26 protein-coding genes are annotated in these 24,779 nt (G+C 56.2%); 14 read left to right on the top strand and 12 right to left on the bottom strand.

Annotated features, from left to right (window positions below; translation table 11 throughout):
* Positions 1-7 precede the first annotated feature (7 nt).
* Positions 8-247, bottom strand: a complete 240-nt coding sequence (locus F3J26_RS09360) for a DUF1435 domain-containing protein (protein ID WP_008460074.1) — start codon at positions 245-247, stop codon at positions 8-10.
* Positions 248-512: 265 nt separating this feature from the next.
* On the opposite strand from F3J26_RS09360, the gene F3J26_RS09355 reads away from it, so the two are divergent.
* Both F3J26_RS09355 and fhuF read left to right on the top strand, forming a co-directional pair.
* A complete protein-coding gene (locus F3J26_RS09355) occupies positions 513-1,577 on the top strand; it encodes a diguanylate cyclase domain-containing protein (RefSeq protein WP_166993453.1) in 1,065 nt (354 codons plus the stop codon).
* Between the two features lie 129 nt (positions 1,578-1,706).
* The gene (gene fhuF, locus F3J26_RS09350) at positions 1,707-2,498 is read left to right on the top strand and encodes a siderophore-iron reductase FhuF (protein ID WP_166993451.1); all 792 of its coding nucleotides are present in this window, start codon (positions 1,707-1,709) and stop codon (positions 2,496-2,498) included.
* A 60-nt stretch (positions 2,499-2,558) separates the two neighbouring features.
* Here fhuF and F3J26_RS09345 read toward each other — a convergent pair whose 3' ends face one another.
* Together F3J26_RS09345 and F3J26_RS09340 are read right to left on the bottom strand one after the other, a co-directional pair.
* The gene (locus tag F3J26_RS09345; protein WP_008460071.1) at positions 2,559-3,905 is read right to left on the bottom strand and encodes a PTS cellobiose transporter subunit IIC; all 1,347 of its coding nucleotides are present in this window, start codon (positions 3,903-3,905) and stop codon (positions 2,559-2,561) included.
* 13 nt (positions 3,906-3,918) lie between these two features.
* Complete coding sequence (locus tag F3J26_RS09340; RefSeq protein ID WP_039290026.1) at positions 3,919-4,224, bottom strand: PTS sugar transporter subunit IIB; 306 nt, start codon at positions 4,222-4,224, stop codon at positions 3,919-3,921.
* A 210-nt stretch (positions 4,225-4,434) separates the two neighbouring features.
* Between F3J26_RS09340 and F3J26_RS09335 the strand changes: the two genes are divergently transcribed.
* The 6 genes from F3J26_RS09335 (at position 4,435) to F3J26_RS09310 (ending at position 7,934) form a co-directional block, all read left to right on the top strand.
* The gene (locus F3J26_RS09335; protein ID WP_008460069.1) at positions 4,435-4,893 is read left to right on the top strand and encodes a YbaK/EbsC family protein; all 459 of its coding nucleotides are present in this window, start codon (positions 4,435-4,437) and stop codon (positions 4,891-4,893) included.
* A gap of 110 nt (positions 4,894-5,003) precedes the next feature.
* On the top strand, positions 5,004-5,780 hold the full coding sequence (locus F3J26_RS09330; protein WP_166993449.1) for a threonine/serine exporter family protein: 777 nt from the start codon (positions 5,004-5,006) through the stop codon (positions 5,778-5,780).
* Positions 5,771-6,244, top strand: coding sequence for a threonine/serine exporter (locus F3J26_RS09325; protein ID WP_166993447.1), 474 nt, complete (start codon positions 5,771-5,773; stop codon positions 6,242-6,244). Before F3J26_RS09330 ends, F3J26_RS09325 begins: the two co-directional genes overlap by 10 nt.
* Before the next feature lie 67 nt (positions 6,245-6,311).
* Positions 6,312-6,758, top strand: coding sequence for a transcriptional regulator, SarA/Rot family (locus F3J26_RS09320; RefSeq protein WP_166993445.1), 447 nt, complete (start codon positions 6,312-6,314; stop codon positions 6,756-6,758).
* A gap of 95 nt (positions 6,759-6,853) precedes the next feature.
* Positions 6,854-7,282, top strand: a complete 429-nt coding sequence (locus F3J26_RS09315; protein ID WP_166876986.1) for an organic hydroperoxide resistance protein — start codon at positions 6,854-6,856, stop codon at positions 7,280-7,282.
* Positions 7,283-7,421: 139 nt separating this feature from the next.
* Entirely contained in the window at positions 7,422-7,934 is a 513-nt protein-coding gene (locus F3J26_RS09310; protein WP_034809722.1) for a YjjA family protein, read from the top strand.
* Between the two features lie 41 nt (positions 7,935-7,975).
* Here F3J26_RS09310 and F3J26_RS09305 read toward each other — a convergent pair whose 3' ends face one another.
* Positions 7,976-8,716 (bottom strand): CDP-diacylglycerol diphosphatase, encoded by a 741-nt coding sequence (locus F3J26_RS09305; RefSeq protein ID WP_008460056.1) that lies wholly within the window; start codon positions 8,714-8,716, stop codon positions 7,976-7,978.
* 20 nt (positions 8,717-8,736) lie between these two features.
* On the bottom strand, positions 8,737-9,663 hold the full coding sequence (locus F3J26_RS09300; RefSeq protein ID WP_008460054.1) for a LysR family transcriptional regulator: 927 nt from the start codon (positions 9,661-9,663) through the stop codon (positions 8,737-8,739).
* Between the two features lie 134 nt (positions 9,664-9,797).
* On the opposite strand from F3J26_RS09300, the gene F3J26_RS09295 reads away from it, so the two are divergent.
* Together F3J26_RS09295 and F3J26_RS09290 are read left to right on the top strand one after the other, a co-directional pair.
* Positions 9,798-11,585, top strand: coding sequence for an adenine deaminase C-terminal domain-containing protein (locus tag F3J26_RS09295; protein WP_166993443.1), 1,788 nt, complete (start codon positions 9,798-9,800; stop codon positions 11,583-11,585).
* A gap of 16 nt (positions 11,586-11,601) precedes the next feature.
* On the top strand, positions 11,602-12,945 hold the full coding sequence (locus tag F3J26_RS09290; protein WP_008460050.1) for an NCS2 family permease: 1,344 nt from the start codon (positions 11,602-11,604) through the stop codon (positions 12,943-12,945).
* A gap of 47 nt (positions 12,946-12,992) precedes the next feature.
* Here F3J26_RS09290 and hldE read toward each other — a convergent pair whose 3' ends face one another.
* The 3 genes from hldE to F3J26_RS09275 are packed head-to-tail and all read right to left on the bottom strand — an operon-like array spanning position 12,993 to position 18,650.
* Positions 12,993-14,420, bottom strand: a complete 1,428-nt coding sequence (hldE, locus tag F3J26_RS09285; RefSeq protein ID WP_166876997.1) for a bifunctional D-glycero-beta-D-manno-heptose-7-phosphate kinase/D-glycero-beta-D-manno-heptose 1-phosphate adenylyltransferase HldE — start codon at positions 14,418-14,420, stop codon at positions 12,993-12,995.
* 49 nt (positions 14,421-14,469) lie between these two features.
* Positions 14,470-17,328 (bottom strand): bifunctional [glutamate--ammonia ligase]-adenylyl-L-tyrosine phosphorylase/[glutamate--ammonia-ligase] adenylyltransferase, encoded by a 2,859-nt coding sequence (glnE, locus tag F3J26_RS09280; RefSeq protein WP_166993441.1) that lies wholly within the window; start codon positions 17,326-17,328, stop codon positions 14,470-14,472.
* A 23-nt stretch (positions 17,329-17,351) separates the two neighbouring features.
* Positions 17,352-18,650: a CYTH domain-containing protein gene (locus F3J26_RS09275; protein WP_166993438.1), complete on the bottom strand. Its 1,299-nt coding sequence runs from the start codon at positions 18,648-18,650 to the stop codon at positions 17,352-17,354.
* 235 nt (positions 18,651-18,885) lie between these two features.
* Between F3J26_RS09275 and F3J26_RS09270 the strand changes: the two genes are divergently transcribed.
* Both F3J26_RS09270 and F3J26_RS09265 read left to right on the top strand, forming a co-directional pair.
* A complete protein-coding gene (locus tag F3J26_RS09270) occupies positions 18,886-19,506 on the top strand; it encodes a TIGR04211 family SH3 domain-containing protein (protein WP_008460042.1) in 621 nt (206 codons plus the stop codon).
* A gap of 81 nt (positions 19,507-19,587) precedes the next feature.
* A complete protein-coding gene (locus F3J26_RS09265; RefSeq protein ID WP_166993436.1) occupies positions 19,588-20,829 on the top strand; it encodes a multifunctional CCA addition/repair protein in 1,242 nt (413 codons plus the stop codon).
* A 12-nt stretch (positions 20,830-20,841) separates the two neighbouring features.
* Here the strand turns inward: F3J26_RS09265 and bacA are convergent, their stop codons facing one another.
* Together bacA and folB are read right to left on the bottom strand one after the other, a co-directional pair.
* Positions 20,842-21,663 (bottom strand): undecaprenyl-diphosphate phosphatase, encoded by an 822-nt coding sequence (gene bacA / locus F3J26_RS09260; RefSeq protein ID WP_008460040.1) that lies wholly within the window; start codon positions 21,661-21,663, stop codon positions 20,842-20,844.
* Between the two features lie 115 nt (positions 21,664-21,778).
* Positions 21,779-22,147, bottom strand: a complete 369-nt coding sequence (gene folB / locus F3J26_RS09255) for a bifunctional dihydroneopterin aldolase/7,8-dihydroneopterin epimerase (protein WP_166867010.1) — start codon at positions 22,145-22,147, stop codon at positions 21,779-21,781.
* Between the two features lie 107 nt (positions 22,148-22,254).
* Here folB and plsY point away from each other — a divergent pair, with 107 nt between their 5' ends.
* The gene (gene plsY, locus F3J26_RS09250; protein WP_008460038.1) at positions 22,255-22,875 is read left to right on the top strand and encodes a glycerol-3-phosphate 1-O-acyltransferase PlsY; all 621 of its coding nucleotides are present in this window, start codon (positions 22,255-22,257) and stop codon (positions 22,873-22,875) included.
* Between the two features lie 78 nt (positions 22,876-22,953).
* On the opposite strand, the gene F3J26_RS09245 is transcribed toward plsY, so the two are convergent.
* Together F3J26_RS09245 and trpC are read right to left on the bottom strand one after the other, a co-directional pair.
* The gene (locus tag F3J26_RS09245) at positions 22,954-23,184 is read right to left on the bottom strand and encodes a hexameric tyrosine-coordinated heme protein (RefSeq protein WP_008460037.1); all 231 of its coding nucleotides are present in this window, start codon (positions 23,182-23,184) and stop codon (positions 22,954-22,956) included.
* A gap of 149 nt (positions 23,185-23,333) precedes the next feature.
* Complete coding sequence (trpC, locus tag F3J26_RS09240; protein WP_166993434.1) at positions 23,334-24,128, bottom strand: indole-3-glycerol phosphate synthase TrpC; 795 nt, start codon at positions 24,126-24,128, stop codon at positions 23,334-23,336.
* A gap of 192 nt (positions 24,129-24,320) precedes the next feature.
* On the opposite strand from trpC, the gene F3J26_RS09235 reads away from it, so the two are divergent.
* A complete protein-coding gene (locus tag F3J26_RS09235) occupies positions 24,321-24,767 on the top strand; it encodes a cupin domain-containing protein (protein ID WP_286180221.1) in 447 nt (148 codons plus the stop codon).
* Positions 24,768-24,779 lie beyond the last annotated feature (12 nt).

Here is a 24,779-nt window from a genome sequence, read left to right as displayed (position 1 = left end):
AGCTTGTTTATCTCATCGATCCCAAATTCATCACAATCAACAGCAATCCGCTGGCAAATGCTACGCACGATGGCAGTAAAACAAAGTGTCTTAACGTTTTATGGTAGAGCATCAATGCCGTGGCAAGCAGCCCGATAACCACCAGCACGCGCCACTGACTGAAACTGAGATCCAGGCAGGCAAGCAGCGCCACGGCAAGCCCCGCCACCATTACACTCCAGCCACTTTCGAGTCGTCGTTGCAGCATTTTCACGCCCCATCATGATAATGATAACCAATATCATATGATAAATTTTCTCAACTGTCAGCGTAAAAACGTGCGCGACCTATGGCTGAAATAGCCAGGGTTGACGTGTCATTTAATGACAGATTTTCAGTAAGGTGATAGATTGAGCGCCGGCTTTAGTTTGCCTTATAAAAATTCCAATAGTTGCCAGAAAAGTCGATAACTCGCTTTTCATTAATACGACACACACAACACCTGACGCGCTTACCCAAGACACAATCGTTCTATGACAGCCCAAACCTGGCGAGCCTTACTCAAAGCAAAGCAGCTGCTTTCTTTACGTTTATTTTTGCTGCTCAACGCCCTGGCAGCCGCTTTTTCTATTCTCTTTCCGCTCTATTCGACAGTGCGCATAACGCCGCCCGTTGTCGCCATTCTGCTGATGAGCCTGGCCTTGCTTGCCTGGCAGATGTGGAATAATAAGCAGCTGATTAACCTGAATATTATCTCGTTATTTTTCGGGTTATTATGGGCGGTGCATATTTTCATTAAAAACGCGGCCATCGCGGACCTGGACACCTCATTTCTGATGATTAGCCTGATGTCGGTGCTTTTTATTGGCGCTATTGCATTTATTAATAATATTGTGGCTTTCCTGCTGCACAGCCTGCCCGTGGCGCTGGTCGTACTTTGGCTGGGTAATGTTGACCAATGGCTGAGGGTAATTTATTCCATTGCGCTGCCCGCTATCGGGATCGCTATTCAGCATATTATTCAGAAACGTAATGACCGTTTCACCCAGCGGCTGATGAATAAACTGCTTGAAGAAAAAGAGACACTGACCGATCTCAGCATGCTCGATCCTTTAACCGGCCTGTACAACCGCCGCGGCTTTCAAAACCGCCTCGAGCACATTCAGGCCTCCGGTAGCGGCAGCCACTTCGTTTTGCTGCTGGATATCGACCACTTCAAGTCGTACAACGACCACTACGGCCATGCGATGGGCGACCAGGCGTTGATCCGGGTCTCGGCAGCGATTCGCGATGCCGTGCGTTCAAGGGATCTTGTCACGCGCTACGGCGGGGAAGAGTTCATGATTATGCTCACCAACATCGACGCGGAACGTGCGATGCAGTCGGCGGAAAGGATCCGCCAGCGCGTTTTCGATTTGGACATCCCGCATATGTTTAATACCCAGGTCGCGACCAACGTTACCGTCAGTATCGGGCTTGCGCCATTCACTGAAGGCAGCATAGATGATGCCCTGAGCCTCGCGGATAAAGCGCTTTATCAGGCCAAAAACCGAGGAAGAAACAGCATCCTGACCAACGAAATGCTCGCCGTGAATTAACCCGGCGAGACGCGCCAGATCGCAAAAACAGCCATCACTGAGCGGTGGCGGTGAATTCACCTTGCCAGAGATTTCGCTCACCGTTAGTATTGCTAATCATTATCATTTAGATTACTCCCTGACGAAAGTATGGCGCTTCACTCCCTCCAGCTCAGCGATGACAGCGGTTGCTTTGTTCTTCCCTGGTCCCCAGCGACAGGCCCGCAGGCAGATTCGCTGCGGGAGTATTTTGCCGCGCACCGCCCGTACTTCAACGACATCATCAAATTAAACGAACAGGCTCCCGCCACAGCAATGACGCTAAGCGAGTGGCAGCGTCCCACCACGCTAACCTCCCTAATGGCGGCCTACGGCGACCATATCTATCGTCACCAGCCTGAACTTACCCGCGAGCACAAACCGCTGAAGTCTTTGTGGGCGCAATGGTACATCGGCCTGCTGGTGCCACCGATGATGATGGCGCTGCTGACTCAGCCTAAAGCGCTGAATATTGCCCCCCAGCATGTGCGGGCCGAGTTCCACGAAACGGGCCGGGCAAAATGCTTCTGGATTGACGTGACTGAAGATTGCCGGGCAAGCGAGCTGCCGCTCCATCTGCGGCTAGAGCAGTTTATCGTTGAAGGTTTGATGCCGGTCGTAGCGGCGCTGGAAGCCAGCGAAGAGATCAACGCCCGACTTATCTGGAGCAACACCGGCTACCTGGTGAACTGGTTCTTCGGCGAGCTAAAACCACTTCTGGATGAACAGAGCCTGGCGGCGCTGGTGCAGACCTGTTTCTTTGAAAAACAGCTTTCATGTGGCCGGGAGAATCCACTCTACCGCACGGTCATTTCGCGTGAAGGCATTCTGGTCAGACGCACCTGCTGCCAGCGCTATAAGCTGCCTGACGTCCAGCGCTGCGGCGACTGCACTCTGAAATAGCAAGAGGCGGGGAAATAGCAAACGGCGGGTTTCCCCGCCGTTCTTCATTCCGCTAAACCATTAAGCCAGCTGTTGGCTCCCTTCCTCGCTCGCTCTCTGAGCTTCTTCTTTCTCCTGCTCCAGCAGCTGCTTCTCGTACACTTTGAAGAACGGGAAGTAGATGATGGACGACACGCAGGCCAGCAGAATCACCAGAATTGCGGCACGGAAGTCCCAGCCCAGCGCCCAGGCGGCACCGATTGGCGCAGGCGCGGTCCACGGTACCACGGAAATCACGCGACCAATCAGATCCAGCTTCATCGCGCCCCAGGCCAGCACGGCGTTGACCATTGGCGCCAGCAGGAAAGGAATAAAGAATACTGGGTTCATCACAATCGGCGTCCCGAAGATCACCGGTTCGTTAATGTTAAAGCAGGTTGGCACGATGCTCAGGCGGCCAATGGAACGCAGGTGGGCAGATTTACTGCGCAGGTAGCAGATAACCAATCCCATCGTTGCCCCGGAACCGCCGACCACGATGAAGAAGGTCCAGAACGCTTCCATAAAGATATGCGGCAGAGGCGCACCGGCAGCCAGCGCGCCCTGGTTAAGGCCCAGGTTGGTCAGCCAGAACATCTGCAGCATCCCGGAGACAATCGCCGCCCCGTGGATACCCGCAAACCACAACAGGTGAGCAATCAGTACGGCAAGGAGAATCGCCGGCAGAGAATCCGCCGCGGACACCAGCGGTTTGAACAGCGCCATAATGGCCTGAGGGATCAGCATATCGAACTGGGACTGAATAAACAGGCTCAGCGGATACAGCGTCAGCACCACAACCAGCACAGGGATCAGCAGATCAAAGGAGTTTTTGATCATCGGCGGCACCTGGTCCGGCAGCTTGATGCCGATGTTATGCGCCTTCAGGAAACGCATCATCTCTACGCAGTAAATCGCCACCAGGATTGCGGTGAAGATCCCGGTGCCGCCAAGGCTGTCCACCGGCAGCGTGCCTTTGGTTTTCGGGGCCGCAACCACCAGGAAAGCCATCAGCGACAGCATGGCGCACATGAAAGGATCGAGCCCGTGCGATTTAACGTAGTGTTTACCCAGGTTGTAGGCGATCGCCGCACAAATGTAGATAGACATGATGCCCATCGTCATATCAAACGGCGTTAAAATCTGCCCTTCAAACTGCTTCGCCAGGTCGAGCCAGGCGCGAGCAAAGCCCCATGTCGTGGTGGGCGAAAACGGGGGATAAGCAAAAACCAGCAGGAACGAGCCGACAATCATAAATGGCATCGCAGAAATAAAGCCGTCGCGAATGGCCATCACGTGACGCTGGGAAGAAATGCGGCCAGCTATCGGGCTAACGTAGTTCTCAACAAACCGAAAAATTAAATTAAAAGCAGCATGGTTGGAAGACATAGTGGCTCTCCTGTCAGGCTATCAACGCGAGTGCGTCGGCGAGAATTCTGTCGCCGCGCATCATTCCGTAATCCATAGAGTTAATGACCGTGACCGGGATCCGTTTGGGCGCGGCCTGAGCCTTAAAATCTTCCAGACGGTATTTGATCTGCGGACCGAGTAAACAGCAATCAAATTCAGGCATAACATCCGTGAACTCTTCGATACCCACCGCCTTGATCTCAACCTCAATCTGTTGATCCTGGGCGGCCTGTTTCATCCTGTTCACGACCATACTGGTAGACATACCAGCGGCACAGCATAAAAGGATACGTTTCATAGACGACTCTTATTATTAGGTACAGGGGGGGTTACAGGATTCAGTATTCCTCGCGGAATTTATTACTGCAACCGGTTACTGCAACCGGTTTCATTGATTGTGAAGGAGATCCAGAAATTTCTGACAAGGCGGGTATGAGATAAGTATAAGCGGTTTACAGAAAGCACAAGCTTATGCGAAATTATTTGCCACCTGGATCAGGAGAAAATCATGAGTTTGCAGTCCGTGCGGCAATTCTTCGCCGACCATGCCCCCGATATAGACATCATCGAGCTAAACCAAAGCACCGCTACCGTCGCGCTTGCCGCCGCCGCCCACAATGTGGCCCCCGGACAAATAGCCAAAACGCTCTCATTAAAGGTCAAAAACGACATTATTCTGATCGTCGCCAAGGGCGATGCTCGTCTTGATAATAAGAAACTTAAAGAAGCATTTGGCTCTAAAGCGCGCATGCTCAGCAGCGATGAAGTAGTGAACTGGACCGGGCATCCGGTCGGTGGCGTTTGCCCGTTCGGGCTGGAAAACCCGCTGGCGGTGTTCTGCGACATCTCACTCCGCCAGTACGATGAAGTGCTGCCCGCCGCAGGGGCCATTCACAGCGCCGTCCGCATTTCACCTGAACGCATGGCCGAACTCACCCACGCCAAATGGGTGGACGTCTGCCAGTAATTGCCGTCTAAGTGACGCAAAGCTTGATCTGACGCGGCTAATGAAGCGATGCGCTCATGTTAAATGGATAAACGTTAAGCGCATTTCCTTCTCTTTAGTCAGGATCAAGCATGCAGCCAGATGTTGCCTCCCAGCGGGACGTCACTCGTTTATGTATTCAATGCGCGCTCTTTTTACTGCAGCACGGGGCAGAAAGCGCGCTGGTCGAGGAGCTTTCAACCCGCCTTGGCAAAGCGCTGGGGATGGACAGCGTGGAAAGCTCAATCTCCGCTAACGCCATTGTACTTAGCACCATTAAAGACAATCAGTGCCTGACGACTACCCGCAAAAATAACGATCGCGGGATCAACATGCACGTCGTCACCGAAGTACAGCACATCGTGATCCTCACCGAACACAAGCTGCTGGATGCCAGGGACGTTCTCAAACGCTTCGAACACATCAAACCGCTGCGTTACCCACGCTGGCTGGTTGTCCTGATGGTGGGTCTTTCCTGCGGCTGTTTCTGCAAACTGAACAACGGTGGCTGGGACGGGGCGTTTGTCGCCTTTGTCGCCAGCTCACTGGCGATGTATGTCCGCCAGCTGTTCACCCACCGCCAGCTTCATCCGCAGATCAACTTCTGCATCACCGCGTTTGTCGCCACTACCGTTTCGGGCCTGCTTATCGCCAAAGGCCCATTTGCCGCCACTTCCAATATTGCGATGGCCGCGAGCGTGTTATTACTCGTCCCCGGTTTCCCGCTGATTAACGCCGTGGCCGACATGTTTAAAGGCCATGTTAATACCGGGCTTGCTCGCTGGGCGATGGCCAGCCTGCTCACGCTGGCAACCTGCATTGGCGTGGTGATGGCAATGGCGGTATGGGGGCTAAGAGGATGGGCATAATCGAATTTCTTCTGGCCCTGCTTCAGGATATGGCGCTGTCTGCCGTGCCGGCGGTGGGCTTTGCGTTAGTCTTTAACGTACCTCAGCGCGCCCTGCCTTACTGTGGGCTTCTCGGTGCCATCGGCCACGGCTCGCGTATGGCGATGATGACGGCGGGTTTAAACATCGAGTGGAGCACTTTTCTGGCGTCGATTCTGGTCGGCATCATTGGTATTCAGTGGTCACGCTGGTATCTTGCTCACCCGAAGGTCTTTACCGTTGCGGCCGTCATTCCTATGTTTCCGGGGATCTACGCCTATACCGCAATGATCTCGGCGGTAAAATTGACGCACTTTGGCTACAGCGATCCGCTGATGATCCAACTGGTGACCAACTTCTTGAAAGCGTCATTTATCGTGGGGGCGCTGTCCATCGGGCTCTCTCTGCCGGGGCTGTGGCTTTATCGCAAAAAGCCCCGGGTCTGATCGCACAGACGAAATCGCCGTAAAATAAAATTTGCTATTTAATCGCGCGCTATCTATATTGAGAAACATGAAGAAGACATCCACCGAAACGAACGCCCTGCTGCTGGACAACCAGCTTTGCTTCGCGCTCTACTCCGCCAATCTGGCGGTGAACAAGCTCTACCGCCAGCTGCTTACGCCGCTGCAGCTCACCTATCCGCAATACCTGGTGATGCTGGTGCTGTGGGAGCAGGACGATGTCACGGTGTCGCAAATCGGCGAGCGTCTGTTTTTAGACTCAGCCACCTTAACGCCACTGCTAAAACGGCTTGAAAGCGCAGGGCTGCTGCTACGTCAGCGCTCCCGCGAAGACGAGCGTCAGGTGGCAGTCACGCTGACCCAGGAAGGGAAAGCGCTGCAGGAAAAAGCGCTGGGTATTCCAGACTCCGTGCGCTGTGCTTCTGCCTGTAGCGTAGACAGCATGCTGGCGCTGAAAGCGCAGCTGGAAACTTTGCGCAGTAATTTAAATACGTAATAATTAATCGTCGATACTGTCGGCGATTTTTAAAACATCATGTAAATCGCACGCTATTTTATAGCACATACTAAATGTAAGATGAGGAACCTGCCATGTCTTTAGAAAAAGTCGTTTACACCGCAAAAGCCAAAGCCACCGGTGGCCGTGAAGGTCGTGCAACCTCTTCCGACGGCGTACTGGACGTCAAACTGGGCCTGCCAAAAGAGATGGGCGGCGCGGGTGGCGAAGTCACCAACCCTGAGCAGCTGTTCGCGGCGGGCTACTCCGCATGCTTCCTGGGCGCGATGAAGTTCGTCTCCGGCCGCGATAAAATCTCCATGCCGGCTGACGCTTTCATCGAAGGTGAAGTCGGTATCGGGCCACTGCCAACCGGCTTCGGTATCGAAGCGAAGCTGAATATCCACCTGCCGGGGATGGACGCTGCCGAAGCGAAAAAACTGGTCGATGCGGCACACATTGTTTGCCCATACTCCAACGCAACCCGCGGCAACATTGATGTGACCCTGAACATCATCAACTGATGCTACAGCCGGGGAAACCCGGCTTTTTCTCCTGCCCCCACGGTTTAAGACAACTCTCAATCCCCCTGCTTCCGGCCAAAGCGCTATACTCACGCCTGAAATCTCCTGCACCGCAGGCAAACAAAGCGAGTATCACAAGATGAAAGCAAGGAATAAAACGCTCTGCGCAATGGCGCTGGCAGCAGCCTTTTTCGCGGGCCAGGCAACGGCTGCAAACTGGCAGGAACAACTTTCCAGCGCCGCCAATGAACTGACTAAAAGCGGCAATGCCACTACTACCAGCAATGGCGCTCAGACCGGCGGTCTGTCTCTCTCTTCACTGACCAGCCTGCTGAACGGCAACAGCAAATCTCTCAGCTCAAGTACGATGACCAATGCGGCTGGCGTGATGGAGTACTGCGCGAAGAATAAACTGGCTTCCGTCACCAATACCGACAACATTAAAAACCAGCTGATGACCAAGCTGGGGCTGGAAAGCAGCACCAAGCCTGCCGACAAGCAGGACTATAATCAGGGCCTGATGGGCTTACTGAACACGGCCAACGGCCAGAAGCTGGATCTGAACAGCATCGGCAACTCGCCGCTGGCTGAAAAGGTGAAAACCAAAGCCTGCGATCTGGTGCTCAAACAGGGCATGAATTACCTGTCGTAACGGCACAAAAAAATGGCCTCTTGCTAAGAGGCCATTTTGTTTTAGTTTGCCAGCGAGCAGCTGTAGTCCAGCATCTCTTCCGCCGAACCCTGGTTCCCGCCCAGCAGCTGACGAGGGTTAGCCAACAGCACCACATCCCCCTTCGTTGTCACCACTCGCGCCAGGCCAAAGTTTTCCATCTCATCGCCCTGAGCCTTCACGTACTCCGCCAGCACGGTAAACGGATTCGCCTCTGCCGGGACTTTTCTCGCCAGATATTTATGGCCAAGGATCTCCGCACCAAACGGCTGCCACTGGTCACCGACTTTGTCGGCAAGCTGGTTAATGGATTGATACACCTCAGGGCGCAGGCAGGACAGGTGAATGTGCAGCTGGTTCTGAGAGCGTCCGTAGCGAGAGTTGATCGCTAACACCAAATCATCGTCCCGAACCGCTTTTGTGGTTTCATCCAGCAGATAGTGGCGATTCTCCCACGCATCCAGGAAGTAATTTGGCGCACCGTTTTCAAGGATTTTCGGGCTCTCGATACCGGTGATTTTGTCCGTCGGCATCAGCAAATTATGCAGCGGGCCTTTGGCATCTTTAAATACCAGGTAGCGCCCGGCCAGATCGACTTTCAGGCAAGGCGCTGGGGAGTGGTTCTGCTGCTGATTGGGAATGCACTGCTGGCTGATGATATTCCACAGAGCATCACTGTGGCGATGCAGCAGCCACAGGCGGATTGCGACGGCGGCCACCAGCAAAATCAGCAGCACAACCACCACGCGCAGGATCTTTTTCATGTCAGGTTTTCCTTGTAAAGTCAGAGTACTTTTCGTTGTTGTAATAGGCGGACAATAAGCTGGAAGCAGGCTTCTATTTGCGGCGCGAACGGCTCAGTGCTGCGCATCAATGCCACGGTGCGGCTCAGCGAAGGCTGCTGCAAATGAATCACTTTCAGCTCGGGGTCCTGCAAAAAGGTGGTGTAAAGCTGCGGTAAAATCGCCACCGCCAGCTGTGAGCGCACCAGTCCATAAAGGGTTTCAATAAAATCAACCTGATAGCGCGCATTCAGCGTCAGGCGCTGGCTTTCCGCCATCGCCGCGACCAGCCGGCTGATATTCCCTTTTGAAAACACCGCGATGTCCCGTTTCACCAGGCTTCGCCACGGCGCGTGGCTGGATTCTGCCAGAGGATCGTGACAGTTGACTACCGCCACGAAGGGATCTTCCTGCAGCGGATGGATCTCCAGCGTTTTGGGCACCGAGCTGTCCAGCGCCCCCAGGCCAAAGTCCAGCTGGCCGCTTTCAAGCTGGGCAATCAGCGCGTCATTGGTGCGGTCGTGAAACTCCACCCGCAGGCGAGGAAAAGCCTCTGCAATACGTTGAGGAATATCGGGAAATAAAAGGCTGCCGACCGAGGGCACCAGGCCTATGCGAAGCGTGCCGTCACCGCCGTCCTGGACAATGCGCTGCATGTCGTCAAACGCGCGCTGCGCGACGTTGAGCACGCGTTCGGCATGGGGCAGTAGCGCTGCGCCCAGGTCCGTCAGCGTCACTGCCGCAGCGGTTCTGTTAACCAGTTTCCCGCCCAACACGGACTCAATCTGCCGTAACGCGCTGCTTAGCGCGGGCTGGCTAATGGCCAGCCGGTTGGCGGTATCGGTGAAATGACGAAGTTTGGCCAGCGTCACAAAATACTGGATCTGTTTTAACGAGAGTGCGGGAAGGCGCTGCCAGGGTTCAGCCATTGGAGTATCAGGGTTGCCAGGTAAACGTTTGCCACAGGATAAACGTTTCTTATCGGCTGATAAATTAAATCATCTGGGCAAAGCGTATTCCCCTGCCTAGAGTAGCCGCCAGAGCCCCTGTTTTGGAACCTGTCATGACTCCTGCTGATTTACGTCGCCGCGCGGTGAAAGCCGCTCTCGGCGAAACGCCTTTCGACCTGCTGCTCATCAATGGCCGGATCGTGGATATGGCCACCGGTGAAATCCGTGAGGCGGATGTCGGTATCGTCGGTACGCTCATCGCCAGCGTACATCCACGCGGCAGCCGCGAAGATGCCGCCCAGACTCACGATCTCGCCGGAAACTATCTCAGCCCAGGGCTGATGGATACCCACGTCCACGTTGAAAGCTCCCACCTGCCGCCCGCGCGCTATGCGGAAATTGTCGTTGCCCAGGGCACCACAACGATTTTTTGGGATCCGCACGAGCTGGCGAACGTGCTCGGTATTGAGGGCGTGCGTTACGCCGTTGACGCCAGCCGCAACCTGCCGCTACGCGTGATCTGCGCGGCCCCGTCCAGCGTGCCTTCAACGCCGGGCCTGGAAATGTCCGGCGCTGATTTTGCCGGGAAAGAGATGGAAACACTGCTTTCATGGCCGGAAGTGGCGGGCGTAGCCGAAGTGATGGATATGCACGGCGTGCTGAACGGCAGCGAAAGAATGCTGGAGATTCTTAACGCTGGCCTGGAAAGCGGCAAACTGATTGAAGGACACGCCCGCGGCCTGAATGGCGCGGGATTACAGGCCTACCTTGCCGCTGGCGTGACGTCAGATCATGAACTGACTTCCGCCGCCGACGCGCTGGAAAAACTGCGTGCCGGGCTGACCCTGGAGATTCGCGGGTCACATCCGTATTTGCTGCCAGAGATCGTCGCCGCGCTGAACGGCCTGCCGCATCTGTCATCGCAGGTCACCGTCTGCACCGACGACGTGCCGCCGGACATGCTGTTGGCGAAAGGCGGTATCGTTGCCCTGCTGAACTTGCTCATCGAGCACGGCATGAAAGCCGAAGATGCTTTGCGCCTGGCCACGCTGAACGCCTCGCTGCGCCTGCAACGCCCGGATCTCGGCCTGATTGCCGCGGGCCGCACTGCCGACCTGGTGGTCTTCGATACGCTGGAAAAACTGAGCGCTCAAACCGTTTATGTCGCCGGGAAACTCATCGCGGAACAGGGAAAAATGTTGGAGCCCGTCGCGGCACCGTCCATCGTTCCCCCGCGAGACACCGTCCGACTTCAGTCGCTCAGCCCGAACGATTTTGTTCTCAAGGTGCCAGTGAATAATGGGCGCGCGCGCCTGCGCCACATCAAGGGCGCGCGCTTCACCCAGTGGAGCGAAGTCGAGGTGGAAGTCCGGCACGGCGAAGTTCAGGTCCCGGACGGCTTCAGCCTGATTTGGGTTCAGCATCGCCACGGTCGCCATGAGGCAAAACCACAGCTGGCGCTGCTCGAAGGCTGGGGTGAGCTGCGCGGCGCGATTGCCACTACCTATTCACACGACTCGCACAACCTCGTTGTCCTCGGCAGAGATCCGCAGGACATGGCGCTCGCCGCCAACGCGCTGATCGCCTGTGGAGGCGGGATGGCGCTGAGCCAGAACGGACAGATGCTGGCGAAGGTGGAAATGCCGATTGCCGGGATGCTCTCCGACCTGCCCGCCGCCGACCTGGCGCAGCAGTTTGCTCAACTCCGTGAATTGAGCAATAAAGTCGCCGACTGGGAGCCACCGTACCGAGTTTTCAAGGCCATCGAAGGCACCTGCCTGGCCTGTAACGCCGGGCCACATCTGACCGACCTGGGATTGACGGACGGCAGTACTCGCCAGATCGTCGACCCGCTTATTGAATGCCACGAACACCCGGCAGACGCACACACAACACATTAATCCGGAGAGCCAAGTAATGGCCGAAAATTCAGTGTCTCAGGCCGCCAGCGAAAGCTGGCTGGAGCGGCGATTCCAGCTTCGCAGCCGCCAAAGCAAAGTGAAAACCGAATGCCTCGCGGGCATCACTGGCTTTCTCGCCGCCGCCTATTTGCTGGTTGTTATCCCTGGCCTGCTGGCCGTGGGCGGGATGGATAAAGGTGCGGCAACCACCGGGACGATCGTTGTTTTTGTCCTCGGCACGCTGCTGATGGCGTTTTACGGCAACCTGCCGTTTATTGTCGGGCCGGGCATCGGCGGTTCGGTGCTGGTCGGCGTGACGCTTGCCGGGAGTGAGCATATTGGCTGGCAGATTGGCCTCGGCATCGCCTGCTGGTCAGGCATTCTGTTCTTTGCGCTTACCCGCCTTGGCCTGCGTGAAGTGGTCACGCGCTCGGTACCGCAGTCGATCAAGCTTGGGCTGACGGCCTCCATCGGCCTGTTTGTTGCGGTGCTGGGCTTCCGCAACGCCGGGCTGGTGCTCGCCAACGCCAAAACCAACGCGCTGGCGCTCGGTGACTTCACTTCTGCTGGCGCTGTCGTGGCGTTGTGCGGCCTGTTCCTGGCGATTGCGCTTCAGGCTCGCCGCGTGCCGGGAGCCATTTTATGGGCGATTCTGTTTGCCACTCTGGTCGGTATTCCTCTGGGCGTCACTCACCTGCCGCAGAGCTTTATCGCCATGCCGCACTCGCTGACGCCGGTGCTGGGGCACGTGGATATGCTCGGCGCGCTGAATATCGCCTTCCTGCCGTTCCTGTTTGTCTTCTTTGCCTCAGAGTTTTTCTCCACCATGGGCACGACGCTGGCGGTGGGTGGCGAGGCTGGCCTGCTGGACGAACATGGCAACATGCCGCACATCAACCGCCCGTTTATGGTGGATTCCATTGCCGCCGCGCTAGGCCCGTGGGTCGGCATTCCGGCGGCTACCGCGCTGATTGAGTCTTCAGCGGCGGCAGAAGCGGGCGGTAAAACCGGCCTCACCGCGCTGGCGGCAGCGGTAATGTTCCTGCTGATGCTGCTGTTTACCCCGGTGGCATTGATGATCCCGAAAGAGGCAACCGCGCCCGCGCTGATCCTTATCGGCCTGAACATGTTCAGCGGCCTGCGCAAAGTGGATCTGGGCAACTTCACCGAAGGTCTGCCGGTGCTGATGATGGTGATGATCACGCTTATCGCCAACAGCTTCGGGACCGGGATCGCTGGCGGCCTGCTGTTCTATATCATCATTAAGGTGATTGCCGGTAAATGGCGTGAAATCCCGGTGGGGCTTTACCTGCTGGCCATTCCGCTGGCGTACTACTTCGCCACGTTGGTGAAGCACTAGAAACAGAAAAGCCTCTCAAACGAGAGGCTTTTTTCTTAACGGCCAATTTAGCCGTTATTTTGAATCTTCTTGATGATATTGGTGGTGGAGCAGCCATCTTCGAAGTTCAGTACCATCACTTCCCCGCCGTTGGCCCAAACCTCTTTGCTCCCGGCAATCTGTTCTGGTTTGTAGTCGCCGCCCTTCACTAAACGATCCGGCAGGACTTCACCAATCAGGCGCTGAGGCGTGTCTTCTTCAAACAGTACCACCCAGTCCACCGCTTCCAGCGCAGCCAGCACAATCATGCGCTGATCCTGCGGGTTAACCGGCCGGGTTTCCCCTTTCAGGCGTTTGGTTGACGCGTCGCTGTTAACCGCGACAATCAGGCGGTCACCCAGCTTGCGCGCGTTGGCCAGATAGGAAACATGGCCCGCATGCAGAATATCGAACACGCCGTTGGTCATCACCACGCGCTCACCGCGCTTGCGGGCAGCGGCAACCGCAACTTTCAGCTCGGCTTCGGTCATCACGCCAAAACCCGTTTCCGCGCGACCGCGCACCGCGTTTTCCAGCTCGACCGGAGAAACGGTTGATGTCCCCAGCTTGCCAACCACCACGCCAGCTGCGGCATTCGCGAAGTAACAGGCTTCTTCCAGCGAGTTCCCCGCCGCAAGCGTTGCCGCCAGCACGCCGATCACCGTGTCACCGGCCCCGGTCACGTCATAGACTTCCTGTGCCTGAGTCGGCAGATGGAAAGGCTCAATGCCCGGCTGCAGAAGCGTCATGCCTTGTTCTGAACGCGTCACCAGCAGCGCCGACAGTTCATAATCGGCAATAAGCTTCATGCCACGTTCCACCAGCTCGGCTTCGGTTTTGCACTTGCCGACCACGGCTTCAAATTCTGAAAGGTTCGGAGTCAGCAGCGTTGCGCCACGGTAGCGCTCAAAGTCAGTCCCTTTCGGGTCGATGAGGACCGGGACTTTGGCAACACGTGCCAGGCGAATCATCTGCTGTACGGTCGCCAGAGCGCCTTTTGCGTAGTCGGAAAGCACCAGCGCACCAATCTGCGGCAGCGCCTGGCTGATACGTTCGTGCAGCGGCTCAGGATCGACGCCCTCAAACCCTTCTTCGAAGTCGAGGCGAATCAGCTGCTGGTTGCGGGACAGCACGCGCAGCTTGGTAATCGTCGGGTGAGTCGGAACAGAAACGAAGTCACACTTCACGTTGACCCCGGCCAGGCTCTGGCTGAGCGCGCGCGCCGCATCGTCAATGCCGGTCAGGCCAACCAGGCGAGAATTCGCGCCCAGCGAAGCAATGTTCATCGCCACGTTAGCCGCGCCACCAGGGCGTTCTTCGATGGTATCGACTTTCACCACCGGCACCGGGGCTTCCGGCGAAATACGGCTGGTTGGGCCGTACCAGTAGCGATCCAGCATCACATCACCAACCACCATGACGCCTGCACGGCTGTATTCGGGCAGCGTTACTTTCATTCCTGACTCTCCAGCGAGGGATAAAATTTTGCGCGGGATGATAACATAATTACTCTCCCGCGTGCGTTTGCGGCTCGCCAAGCCAGGTTTGCCAGCTCCGACGCACCTGCTCACGCTCTTTCGCAAAGGCGTCCAGCGCAACGTGGCCCGGCAATTCCTGCAGCGCCAGATGGTGCAATTCATCCCGCAGCGTGACATAGGCATGCGTCAACGCTTTGGCCTCGGCTTCATCCATGATGTCGTTCTGCGCCATCAGTTCCAGGATGCGCACGTTATCGGACCAGCGGGTTAGCTTCGGCGCTTCGCTGGCATAGCGCAGCACCAGATATTGCGTAATAAATTCGATGTCGGTGATCCCACCCTCATCGGCTTTAATATCAAAGCGATCGCGGTGCTTATTGCCCAAATGCGCGCGCATTTTTTCACGCATCTCGCGCACTTCTACCTGCAGGGCTTCCCCTTCACGCGGCGTGCACAGGATCTCGCGGCGGATGGCGTCAAACTGGCGGTTAAGCGCCGGATCGCCGTACACCACACGGGCGCGAACCAGCGCCTGATGTTCCCAGGTCCAGGCTTCATTCTTCTGATAATCAGCAAACGATTCTGCGGTGGTGACCAGCATACCTGCCGCACCGGACGGCCTGAGGCGAGCGTCAACTTCGTACAAAATCCCGGTTGAGGTACGCGTGCTAAACAGATGCATGATGCGCTGCGCCAGGCGCAGATAGAACTGACGGCCATCGATTTCACGCTCGCCGTCCGTCATCACTTCCATCGGGCAATCATGCAGGAAAACCAGATCCAGATCGGAACTGTAGCCCAGCTCCCAGCCGCCGAGTTTGCCATAGCCCAGCACGGCAAAGCCGCGCCCTTCTCTGTTCTGCAAATGACGAGGCTGGCCGTAGCGCGCCACCATTTGCGCCCAGGCACGCTGCACCACCGCATCGAGAATCGCTTCCGCAAGCCAGGTCAGATGGTCGCTGACCTTCATCACCGGCAAGGTGCCAGCGATATCGGCCGCCGCCACGCGCAGCATCTGCGCCTGCTTGAACTGACGCAACGCTTCCAGCTGCTGCTCTTCGTCTTCGTCCGGCACGCGCAGCAGATATTGACGCAGTTCGTCGCGATAGGCGTCCATTGCCGTGGGCTGATACAGCGTATTAGGGTCGAGCAGTTCATCCAGCAGCAGCGGATAGCTGGCAAGCTGCGCGGCAATCATCGGCGAGGCCGCACAGAGCGTAATCAGGTGTTTAAGCGCGCCGGGGAATTCACTTAACAGTTCCAGATAGGTCGTGCGGGTGAGGATCCCAAACAGCAGCGGCGTCAGACGGGAAAACGTCAGCGGCGCGTCGGCCCGGGAACAGACTTCACTCAGCAGGTGCGGCAGAAGTTGATCCAGCACCTGGCGGCCACGTGGGCCAATGGTGCGCTTGTCGATCTCCTGCCGGAAATGGCTAACTTGCTTCAGTAACTCTGCCCGCGCCTCAGCGCTCAAATGACTCAGCACCGCCATGTTTTCATCGGCGTCCAGGGCGTCGATCCACAGCTCGCGCCAGCCTTCAGCAACTTTATCTTCACCGGCTTCCGGCTCATCGTCGCCAATCAGATCGTTAAAGACCTGACGCACGTCGTTCATATGCAGCTGCAGCGTTTGCTGCAGGGCTTCCCAGTCAGTCGCCTGCATCGCCCAGGCCAGCCGGGCACGGTTTAGATCGTCACCGGGCAAGGTCTGCGTCTGCTCGTCGTTGATGCTTTGCAGTAAGTTTTCCAGCCGACGCAGGTAGAGGTAAGCCGCACGCAGTTTCTGGGCATCTTCTTCCGGCAGCAGATGAAGCTGTTGAATGGCTTCCAGGGTAGGCAGCAGCGAACGGGACTGCAGAGAAGGCTCCCGGCCACCGCGGATGAGCTGGAAGACCTGCACGATAAACTCGGTTTCGCGAATGCCGCCGGCGCCGAGCTTAATATTGTCCGTTAGCCCACGGCGACGGACTTCGCGGGCAATCATGCCCTTCATGTTTCGCAGGGACTGAATCACGCTGAAGTCGATGTAGCGGCGGAACACAAATGGCCGCAGCATGTTGCGTAGCTCCTGGCTCCAGACATCGTCGTTGTCGCCCATAATCCGCGCTTTTACCATCGCGTAGCGTTCCCAGTCGCGCCCCTGCTCCTGGTAATAATCTTCCAGCGCGGCAAAGCTCAGTACCAGCGGACCGCTGTCGCCAAACGGACGCAGACGCATATCCACGCGGTACACAAAGCCGTCCTGCGTTGGCTGGTCGAGGACTTTAATCAGGCGCTGCCCCATGCGGGTGAAGAACTGGGCGTTATCCAGTTCACGGCGCCCGCCCTGGGTGGAGCCGTTTTCCGGCCAGGCAAAAATCAGGTCGATATCGGAAGAGAAATTCAGTTCGCCTCCGCCCAGCTTGCCCATGCCAAGGATCAGCAGCGGCTGCGGCTCACCGGCGGCGTTGCAAGGCGTGCCCCATTCGCGGCAGCAGGCCGCATAAAGCCAGTCACGGGCGGCAACAATTAGCGTTTCCGCCAGCACGCTCAGCTGCTGCAGCGTGCTTTGCGTATCCACCTGCTCCAGCGCCTGCGCCCAGGCGATACGCACCATGATACGGCGACGGAAAAACCGCAGCGCTTTCATCAATGCCGCTTCGTCGTGCACATCCTGCAGATCCTGCTGCAGCCAGGCGGCATAATGTTGCCATTCGTCAGCCGTAGGGGCGTCCTGCTGCAGGGTTTGCAGCCAGGCGGGATACGCCACCACGCTGTCACCAACAAAATCACTTATCGCCAGCACCGCGCGAGCTTCTTCGCTCAGTGTCAGGGAGTCAATCTCTTGCGGCAGGCGCGGCAAAAACGCCTGCAGGTGCTGCTGTAACAAAGGGGTCAGCGCCATCATGGTGGGTATCCGTTACCAGTCTATTATTTCCCGCTGTGCAGCCAGAAAGGCGCCTGCGAGATCGCTTCGTTTCGGTAATGCTCAATTTCTATGCGCTGGCGGGTAACAATGGCGTGACGCAACCCCTGCCAGTTTTCCAGCCACGGCTGGGTTTGCGCATCGCTGTACACCCCGGCCAGCAGGCGGATAGCATCCGTCTCACGCGCCAGACGCGGTAACTGGTCTGCGTATGCATCCCCCAGCGGGCGCTGGAACGTCTCTTTTAACTCAGCCGCATGGCGGGAAAGATGCGTATCCGCGAAACGTTTAAAGGAACTATCCAGCTTCGCGCGGCCTTTCTCATCAATGAACGGCTGCCACTGGCGCTCCACCAGCCAGCGGGTCAGCGCCAGCTTAGCGCTGCTCGCCTGCGCGCTATAGACAATCACTTCGGCTTTTTCGTCACCGGCAAAGCGTGCTTCGAGCGCAATCAGCTGCTCACGTAAGTGGGTGCTCGCTTTTCTTGGAATGATGCCGCCAAAAAGCGCGAGGGCATGGCGCACCAGGCCCACGGCGTCAATCACCTGCTGCTTAGCCGCTTTCACGCCGCTAAGCCATAATTCTTCATGGTACAGCCAGTGGGCGAGCGCCAGCTCCAGAGCACCTTCCAGCCCCTGCTCAACGTTGGCTTTAGCCGGCGGATACAGTACGCCCAGCGGTTTCACTTCGCGCACCGCATTGCCCTGGGCCAGGTGATAGCCCCGTGCCGCCTTGCTCAGGCTGCCCTGACGCAGGCCAGATTCGGTGACCAGACTTTCCGCCAGGGCCAGTAAATCCGCCGTCTCACCGCTCAGCAACTCAAGTTCAAGCTCGCAGATGGGAGTCTGGTGCTCACCGGCTTTCACTTCACCCAGATCCAACGCCAGTTCAATGCGGCTTTCACCGTGAGTAACTACCCACTTTTCGCGCGCAAAATCCGTACTGAACAGCGGCTTCACGTCGGCCTGTAAAGTCGCCACGTCCAGCCCTTCCGGCCAAACTTCTGCTGGCAGTAAAGCAAGATCCAGCTCGGGCTTGCTTAGCGCCACGTTGTATTCAGGACGCTGATGCAGCCCGCCGGTCACTCGCCCGGCGATTTTCATCGTCATTTCGTATTGCCCGGCATCGCCGCGAATACGCAGCCCCATGTCGTGGCGGCGCAGCAGGTTATCCGCCGTTTCATAATAAATATTGAGCAACTGACGCGGGTCGCTGTGCTCGCCCGGCAGGGCATTTAATTTGTCGCGCAGCGTGTCAAGCGCTGCAGGATTAACGATGAATTTAAGTTCGATTTCCTGGGCCATGTCTTCTTTACTTATGTTTACGTCACGCCAGGCGATCGCCTGGCGAACTAAATAGCGTCGATTAGGTCTGTAATAGTACGACAAAATACCCTGTCGGGTAGCGAATTTGCGGTAGGGCGGGAACGCCGGGTGGTCAAATTGACATCAGGATGATTCTCATTCAGGTTTACGGATTGCGCCGTCAGACTGTTGCCACTACTATCGTTCCACACTTTATGAAAATAACGACGAAATAATGCAGAAATTACGCCTGATTTGCCTCACTTTGCTCTCCCTTAGCGTTTCCGTCGTGGCTCATGCCGAAGAAAAACGTTATGTCTCTGATGAATTAAACACCTGGGTCCGCAGCGGCCCGGGCGATAACTACCGCCTGGTTGGCACCGTCAACGCAGGGGAACAAGTCACGCTGCTGCAAAGCAACGAAGAAACCAAATACGGCCAGGTACGTGACAGCAACGGGCGTACCTCCTGGATCCCCCTCGCGCAGCTAAGCACCACCCCAAGCCTGCGTACCCGCGTTCCCGATCTGGAAAACCAGGTCAAAACGCTGACAGACAAGCTGAACAACATCGACACGACCTGGAACCAGCGTACCGCTGAAATGCAGCAGAAAGTGGCCCAGAGCGACACCGTGATTAATGGCCTGAAGGACGAGAATCAGCAGCTCAAAAACCAGCTTATCGTCGCCAAGAAAAAGGTGGATGCCGCCAACGTCCAGCTTGACGACAAACAGCGTGCCATCATCATGCAATGGTTTATGTACGGCGGCGGCGTGGCAGGGTTTGGCCTGCTGATTGGCCTGCTGCTTCCGCACATGATCCCAAGCCGCAAGAAGAAAGACCGCTGGATGAACTAGTGACGGCACATTAGCCGTTGATTCCCCCTCGCATCTACACTTACCATTCGTGGTTCAATAACGGTGCCTGGGGTGTAAAGCGTGAAGATTTATCTTGTCGGTGGTGCGGTTCGTGACGGGTTATTAAAACTGCCGGTTAAGGATAAAGACTGGGTTGTGGTTGGGGCGACGCCTCAGCAAATGCTGGACGAAGGCTACGAGCAGGTCGGAAAAGACTTCCCGGTGTTTCTGCATCCTCAATCCCACGAAGAGTATGCGCTGGCCCGTACCGAAAGGAAATCGGGCCAGGGTTATACCGGCTTTACCTGCTATTCGGCCCCGGACGTCACGCTTGAACAGGATCTCCTGCGTCGCGACCTGACGATCAACGCTATTGCCCAGGATGAGAATGGCGAGCTTATCGACCCGTATAACGGCCTTGCCGATATCGAGCGTCGCCTGCTTCGCCATGTTTCACCGGCGTTCAATGAAGACCCGCTGCGCGTGCTGCGCGTGGCGCGTTTTGCTGCACGTTATGCCCATCTTAATTTCCAGATAGCGCCAGAAACACTCGCCCTGATGCGCTCCATGACGGACAACGGCGAAATTGCGCATCTCACCGCCGAACGCGTGTGGAAAGAGACGGAAAATGCGCTGACCAGCCGCAATCCGCAGGTCTTTTTTGCCGTACTACGCGAATGCGGCGCCCTGAAAGTTCTGTTCCCGGAAATAGACGCGCTTTACGGTGTCCCCGCGCCGGCCAAATGGCATCCGGAGATCGACACCGGTATTCATACGCTGATGACGCTGTCTATTGCCGCGCAGCTTAGTCCGGCGGTAGATGTGCGTTTCGCCACGCTGTGTCACGATCTCGGAAAAGGGCTGACGCCAAAGGAAAAATGGCCCAGCCACCACGGCCACGGCCCGGCGGGCGTTAAGCTTGTGGAGCAACTTTGTGCTCGCCTGCGCGTACCAAACGAGATTCGTGATCTGGCTAAACTGGTCGCAGAATTCCACGACCTGATCCATACCTTCCCGATTTTGCAGCCCAAAACGGTGATCAAGCTGTTCGACGCCATTGACGCCTGGCGCAAGCCGCAGCGCGTGGAGCAAATCGCCTTAACCAGCGAAGCAGATGCTCGCGGACGCACCGGCTTTGAGGCCAGCGATTATCCGCAGGGCAGAATGCTTCGCGCGGCCTGGATTGCCGCGCAGAGCGTAACCAATAAAGAAGTGATAGAAGCAGGCTTCAGCGGCCCGGCGATCCGTGAAGAATTAACGAAGCGGAGAATTAAGGCCGTTGCGGCCTGGAAGGAAGCGAATTGCCCCCAGCCGCAAGGCTGAGGGCCGCTGCCACTAGGTGAAGATAAAGAACACCACGGCGGCAACAATAAAACGGTAAATCGCAAACGGAATAAACGAAATACGCTTGATGAGTTGCAGGAAGGTTTTGATGGCGACCAGCGCCACGATAAACGCCGTGACAAAGCCCACGGCAAACATCGGCAGATCACCCATCGTCAGGAAGCCGATGCTCTTGTAGAGATCAAGCGCCGTCGCCCCCATCATCATTGGCACCGCCAGCAGGAATGAGAACTCAGAAGCCGCATAGCGACTAACGCCCATCAGCATCCCACCGGAAATCGTTGCCCCGGAACGAGAGAACCCCGGCCAAAGCGCCAGACACTGGAAGCAGCCAATCATAAACGCCTGACGATAGGTGATGTCGTCCACGCCTACGGCACGCGGTACCTTTGGCTTAAAGCACTCGGCGACAATCAGCAGCACGCCGCCAACCACCAGGGCATACATCACGTTGACCGGGTTAAACAGCGATTTAATGGCATCGTGCAGGACAAGGCCGAGCACTACCGCCGGGATCATAGCAAGCAAAATATGAATCAGAGAAAGACGGCCGGTACCTACCCCTTCATGCTCAGGAGGACGACCAAAGTGGATACCAATCAAACCAAACAGACGACGCCAGAACATCACCACCACGGCGAGAATAGAACCCAGTTGAATAACCACTTCAAAGGTTTCCGCCGTTTGCCCCTCGAAGCCTAAAAGATGCCCTACGATGATCATGTGCCCGGTAGACGATACCGGTAAAAACTCCGTTAAACCTTCCACAACGCCAAGAATGGCGGCTATCGCCAACGTTGGTAAATCGCTCATCACTTACCCCTCATCCCAAAAACGAACACAAAAAAACGGCACACGTTTGACGCCTGCCGCAAAAAGATACATCGTTAAGACCAGCCTTTCGCCGTTTGGTTTAACGTTCAGCCCATTATTTGCTTTGTTTCAGATTACCGCCACGCTCGATGATAACGCCCACGTTAGCGGCCTGTGCAACAGCGCCGGGCTTGCTCACCTTCAGCCGAATCCACGGTGAATTAAAGCGGGTCAGCAACAGTTCCGCAACCTCTTCAGCAACGCGCTCTACCAGCGCAAAACGCCCCCCGCTCACGTGCTTTATAACCGCTTCGCTGACATCCGCATAGCTGAGGCAGTCGTTGACATCATCACTGCCTGCGGCTTTGCGGTTATCCCAGGCCATTTCGATATCGAACACCAGCTTCTGTTCAATGGTTTGTTCCCAGTCGTAAACACCAATAGTGGTGATTACCGAAAGTTGCTCTATAAATACAATGTCCATCACGCCCTGCCCGGTTTTTAGTCATGCCGGATACCACTTCCGGCGAAATATGCGTATTATCCACAGATGCAAAGAAGACTTCGACACTTTCAACATGGAACAGCGTTATGAGTGCAATCGCGCCTGGTATGATTCTCCTCGCGTATCTTTGCGGCTCGATTTCTAGCGCCATTCTGGTGTGCCGCATTGCCGGTCTCCCCGATCCACGCGAGAGCGGCTCCGGTAACCCAGGAGCAACCAATGTGTTACGCATTGGCGGCAAAGGTGCAGCCGTAGCGGTACTAATTTTTGATGTGCTGAAAGGCATGCTGCCGGTCTGGGCGGCCTGGGCCTTGGGTGTGACGCCCTTCTGGCTTGGCCTGATTGCTATTGCCGCCTGCATGGGCCATATTTGGCCAGTATTCTTTAAGTTTCAAGGCGGTAAAGGCGTCGCCACGGCGTTTGGCGCCATTGCACCTATCGGCTGGGATTTAACCGGCGTGATGGCGGGAACTTGGCTGCTAAGCGTACTTCTGAGCGGCTATTCTTCCCTCGGTGCCATTATCAGCGCGCTGATAGCCCCGTTTTATGTCTGGTGGTTCAAACCGCAGTTTACCTTCCCGGTGGCAATGCTCTCCTGCCTGATCCTGATGCGCCATCACGACAATATTCAGCGCCTGTGGCGAGGCCAGGAAACGAAAATCTGGGCGCGATTTAAAAAGAAAAAGAAAAAAGACGAGTCTGAATAAGACAGGATTATTCGAGCCCTGTAGAAACAACAAAGGAGTGATAAATCACTCCTTTTTCTTAGGTAAATCAGCTAAGCACTAATCCTTCCAGTAATTATTCGCCGCAGCAATCGTCTGGAAATGAATCGCGATGACCTGAGATGACGCAATCAGCGCATCGGCATCATTCGCGTAGACCGGACGCAGCTTTTTCAGCACTTCCGGGTCCGGCTGTACGGTTTTGACTCCCCGACGGCTCAGCGTCACCGCTAGTTCATATCCTGCCTGCGGATCGTCAGCGATCAGCGTTGTTAACCATTTATCGCTCATATTGTCCCACTCATTATCGTTATTGTATAAATTGCATTTATTATGCACTTTAAGTGCACGACATTTATCAACATAATCCTGGCAAAAATCAATAAAAAAGCCCGCTATCTCAGCGGGCTTTAGCTCTGGTTTAACATGTATTCTGCCGTTTACCGAGCGGGGAAAAACATCGCAGCTAGCTCCTGTCCCGGCTCATCTGCCCGCATAAAAGCTTCCCCCACGAGGAAGTTGTTCACGTTAGCTTCGCGCAGGCGAACCACATGTTCGCGCGTAGCGATGCCAGACTCGGTCACAACCATGCGATCTGCCGGCAGCTGTGCCAACAGGCTGATGGTGGTTTCTATCGTGGTCTCAAAGGTGCGCAAATTACGGTTATTGACACCGATAAGCGGCGTGGTCAACCGGAGCGAACGTTCCAGCTCATCGGCATCATGCACCTCTACCAGCACCGCCATGCCCAGCTCGTGGGCCTGCGCCTCAAGCTCCTGCATCTGGCCATCTTCAATCGCAGAAACAATAAGCAGGATGCAATCCGCCCCCATCGCCCGGGCTTCCACAACCTGCCACGGATCGATCATAAAATCTTTGCGTAAAACCGGCAGGTCGCAGGCAGCTCGCGCCTGCTGCAGATAGGCCGCGCTTCCCTGGAAGAACTGTTCGTCGGTTAGCACCGACAAACATGCAGCCCCACCCTGCTGGTAAGAAACAGCTATCTCAGCGGGATTGAAATTCTCACGAATCAACCCTTTCGATGGGCTGGCCTTTTTCACTTCGGCAATCACGCCCGCCAGGCCTGCATCACGCTTATGACGCAGCGCGGCAACAAAATCACGGTGGTTCTGAGCAGCGGCCTGTTCGGCAAGCTGGCTCAGGGAAATTGCTTTTTTGGCGGCGGCAATTTCTTCATGTTTAACGGCGATAATTTTGCTGAGGATATCGGACACAGGGTTCTCCAGGTTCAGTCGGGTATCACCTTAGAGTGCCGGATCCTGAGCTGAAAGTACCGGGCTAAGGCCGCTTTCGTTTGTTGCATATTATTACACTCCAGAGATGCAGCGCGGGATTTGGGGAGCTTAAAGTGGAGAGGAACAAAAAAACAGTTTCACCTGCAAAACACTTTTACTGAGGCCAACATCTTGAATACAACATCGCACTCAACGGCGCTGGAATCATCGTCACAGTGGCTGCAAACGCGGCCGGGCGAAGCTTGCCTGATTCGCATCTCTGCGGAGCAGACCGGTGGACTTTACTCGGTGGTGGAGATCGTTTCACAGCCGGGCGACGGAACGCCGCTTCACGTTCATGCCAACGAAGATGAGTATGCCCTTGTCCTCGAGGGCACAGCCCGGATTGCCTACGGGGAAAAGGTTATTGATGCCAGCGCCGGCGAATCGCTGCTGTTAAAAAGAGGTATTCCACACGCATGGGCCAACAGAACCGATAAGCCCATGCGGCTGCTAATGACCTGTACACCCGGAGGCGTTGAGCAGGCGCTGCGGCTGATTGCTGCTCAGGATATGGACCAGCTGATGGCCATTGCCGAACAACTCGCAGTGACCGTGCTGGGCCCAACGCCTTTCTAGCCCAAATAAAAA

Source organism: Enterobacter sp. Ap-867 (genome assembly GCF_011752855.1).
In the GTDB taxonomy this organism is placed as follows: domain Bacteria; phylum Pseudomonadota; class Gammaproteobacteria; order Enterobacterales; family Enterobacteriaceae; genus Cedecea.
This window is presented reverse-complemented; position numbering and strand designations above follow the sequence as displayed.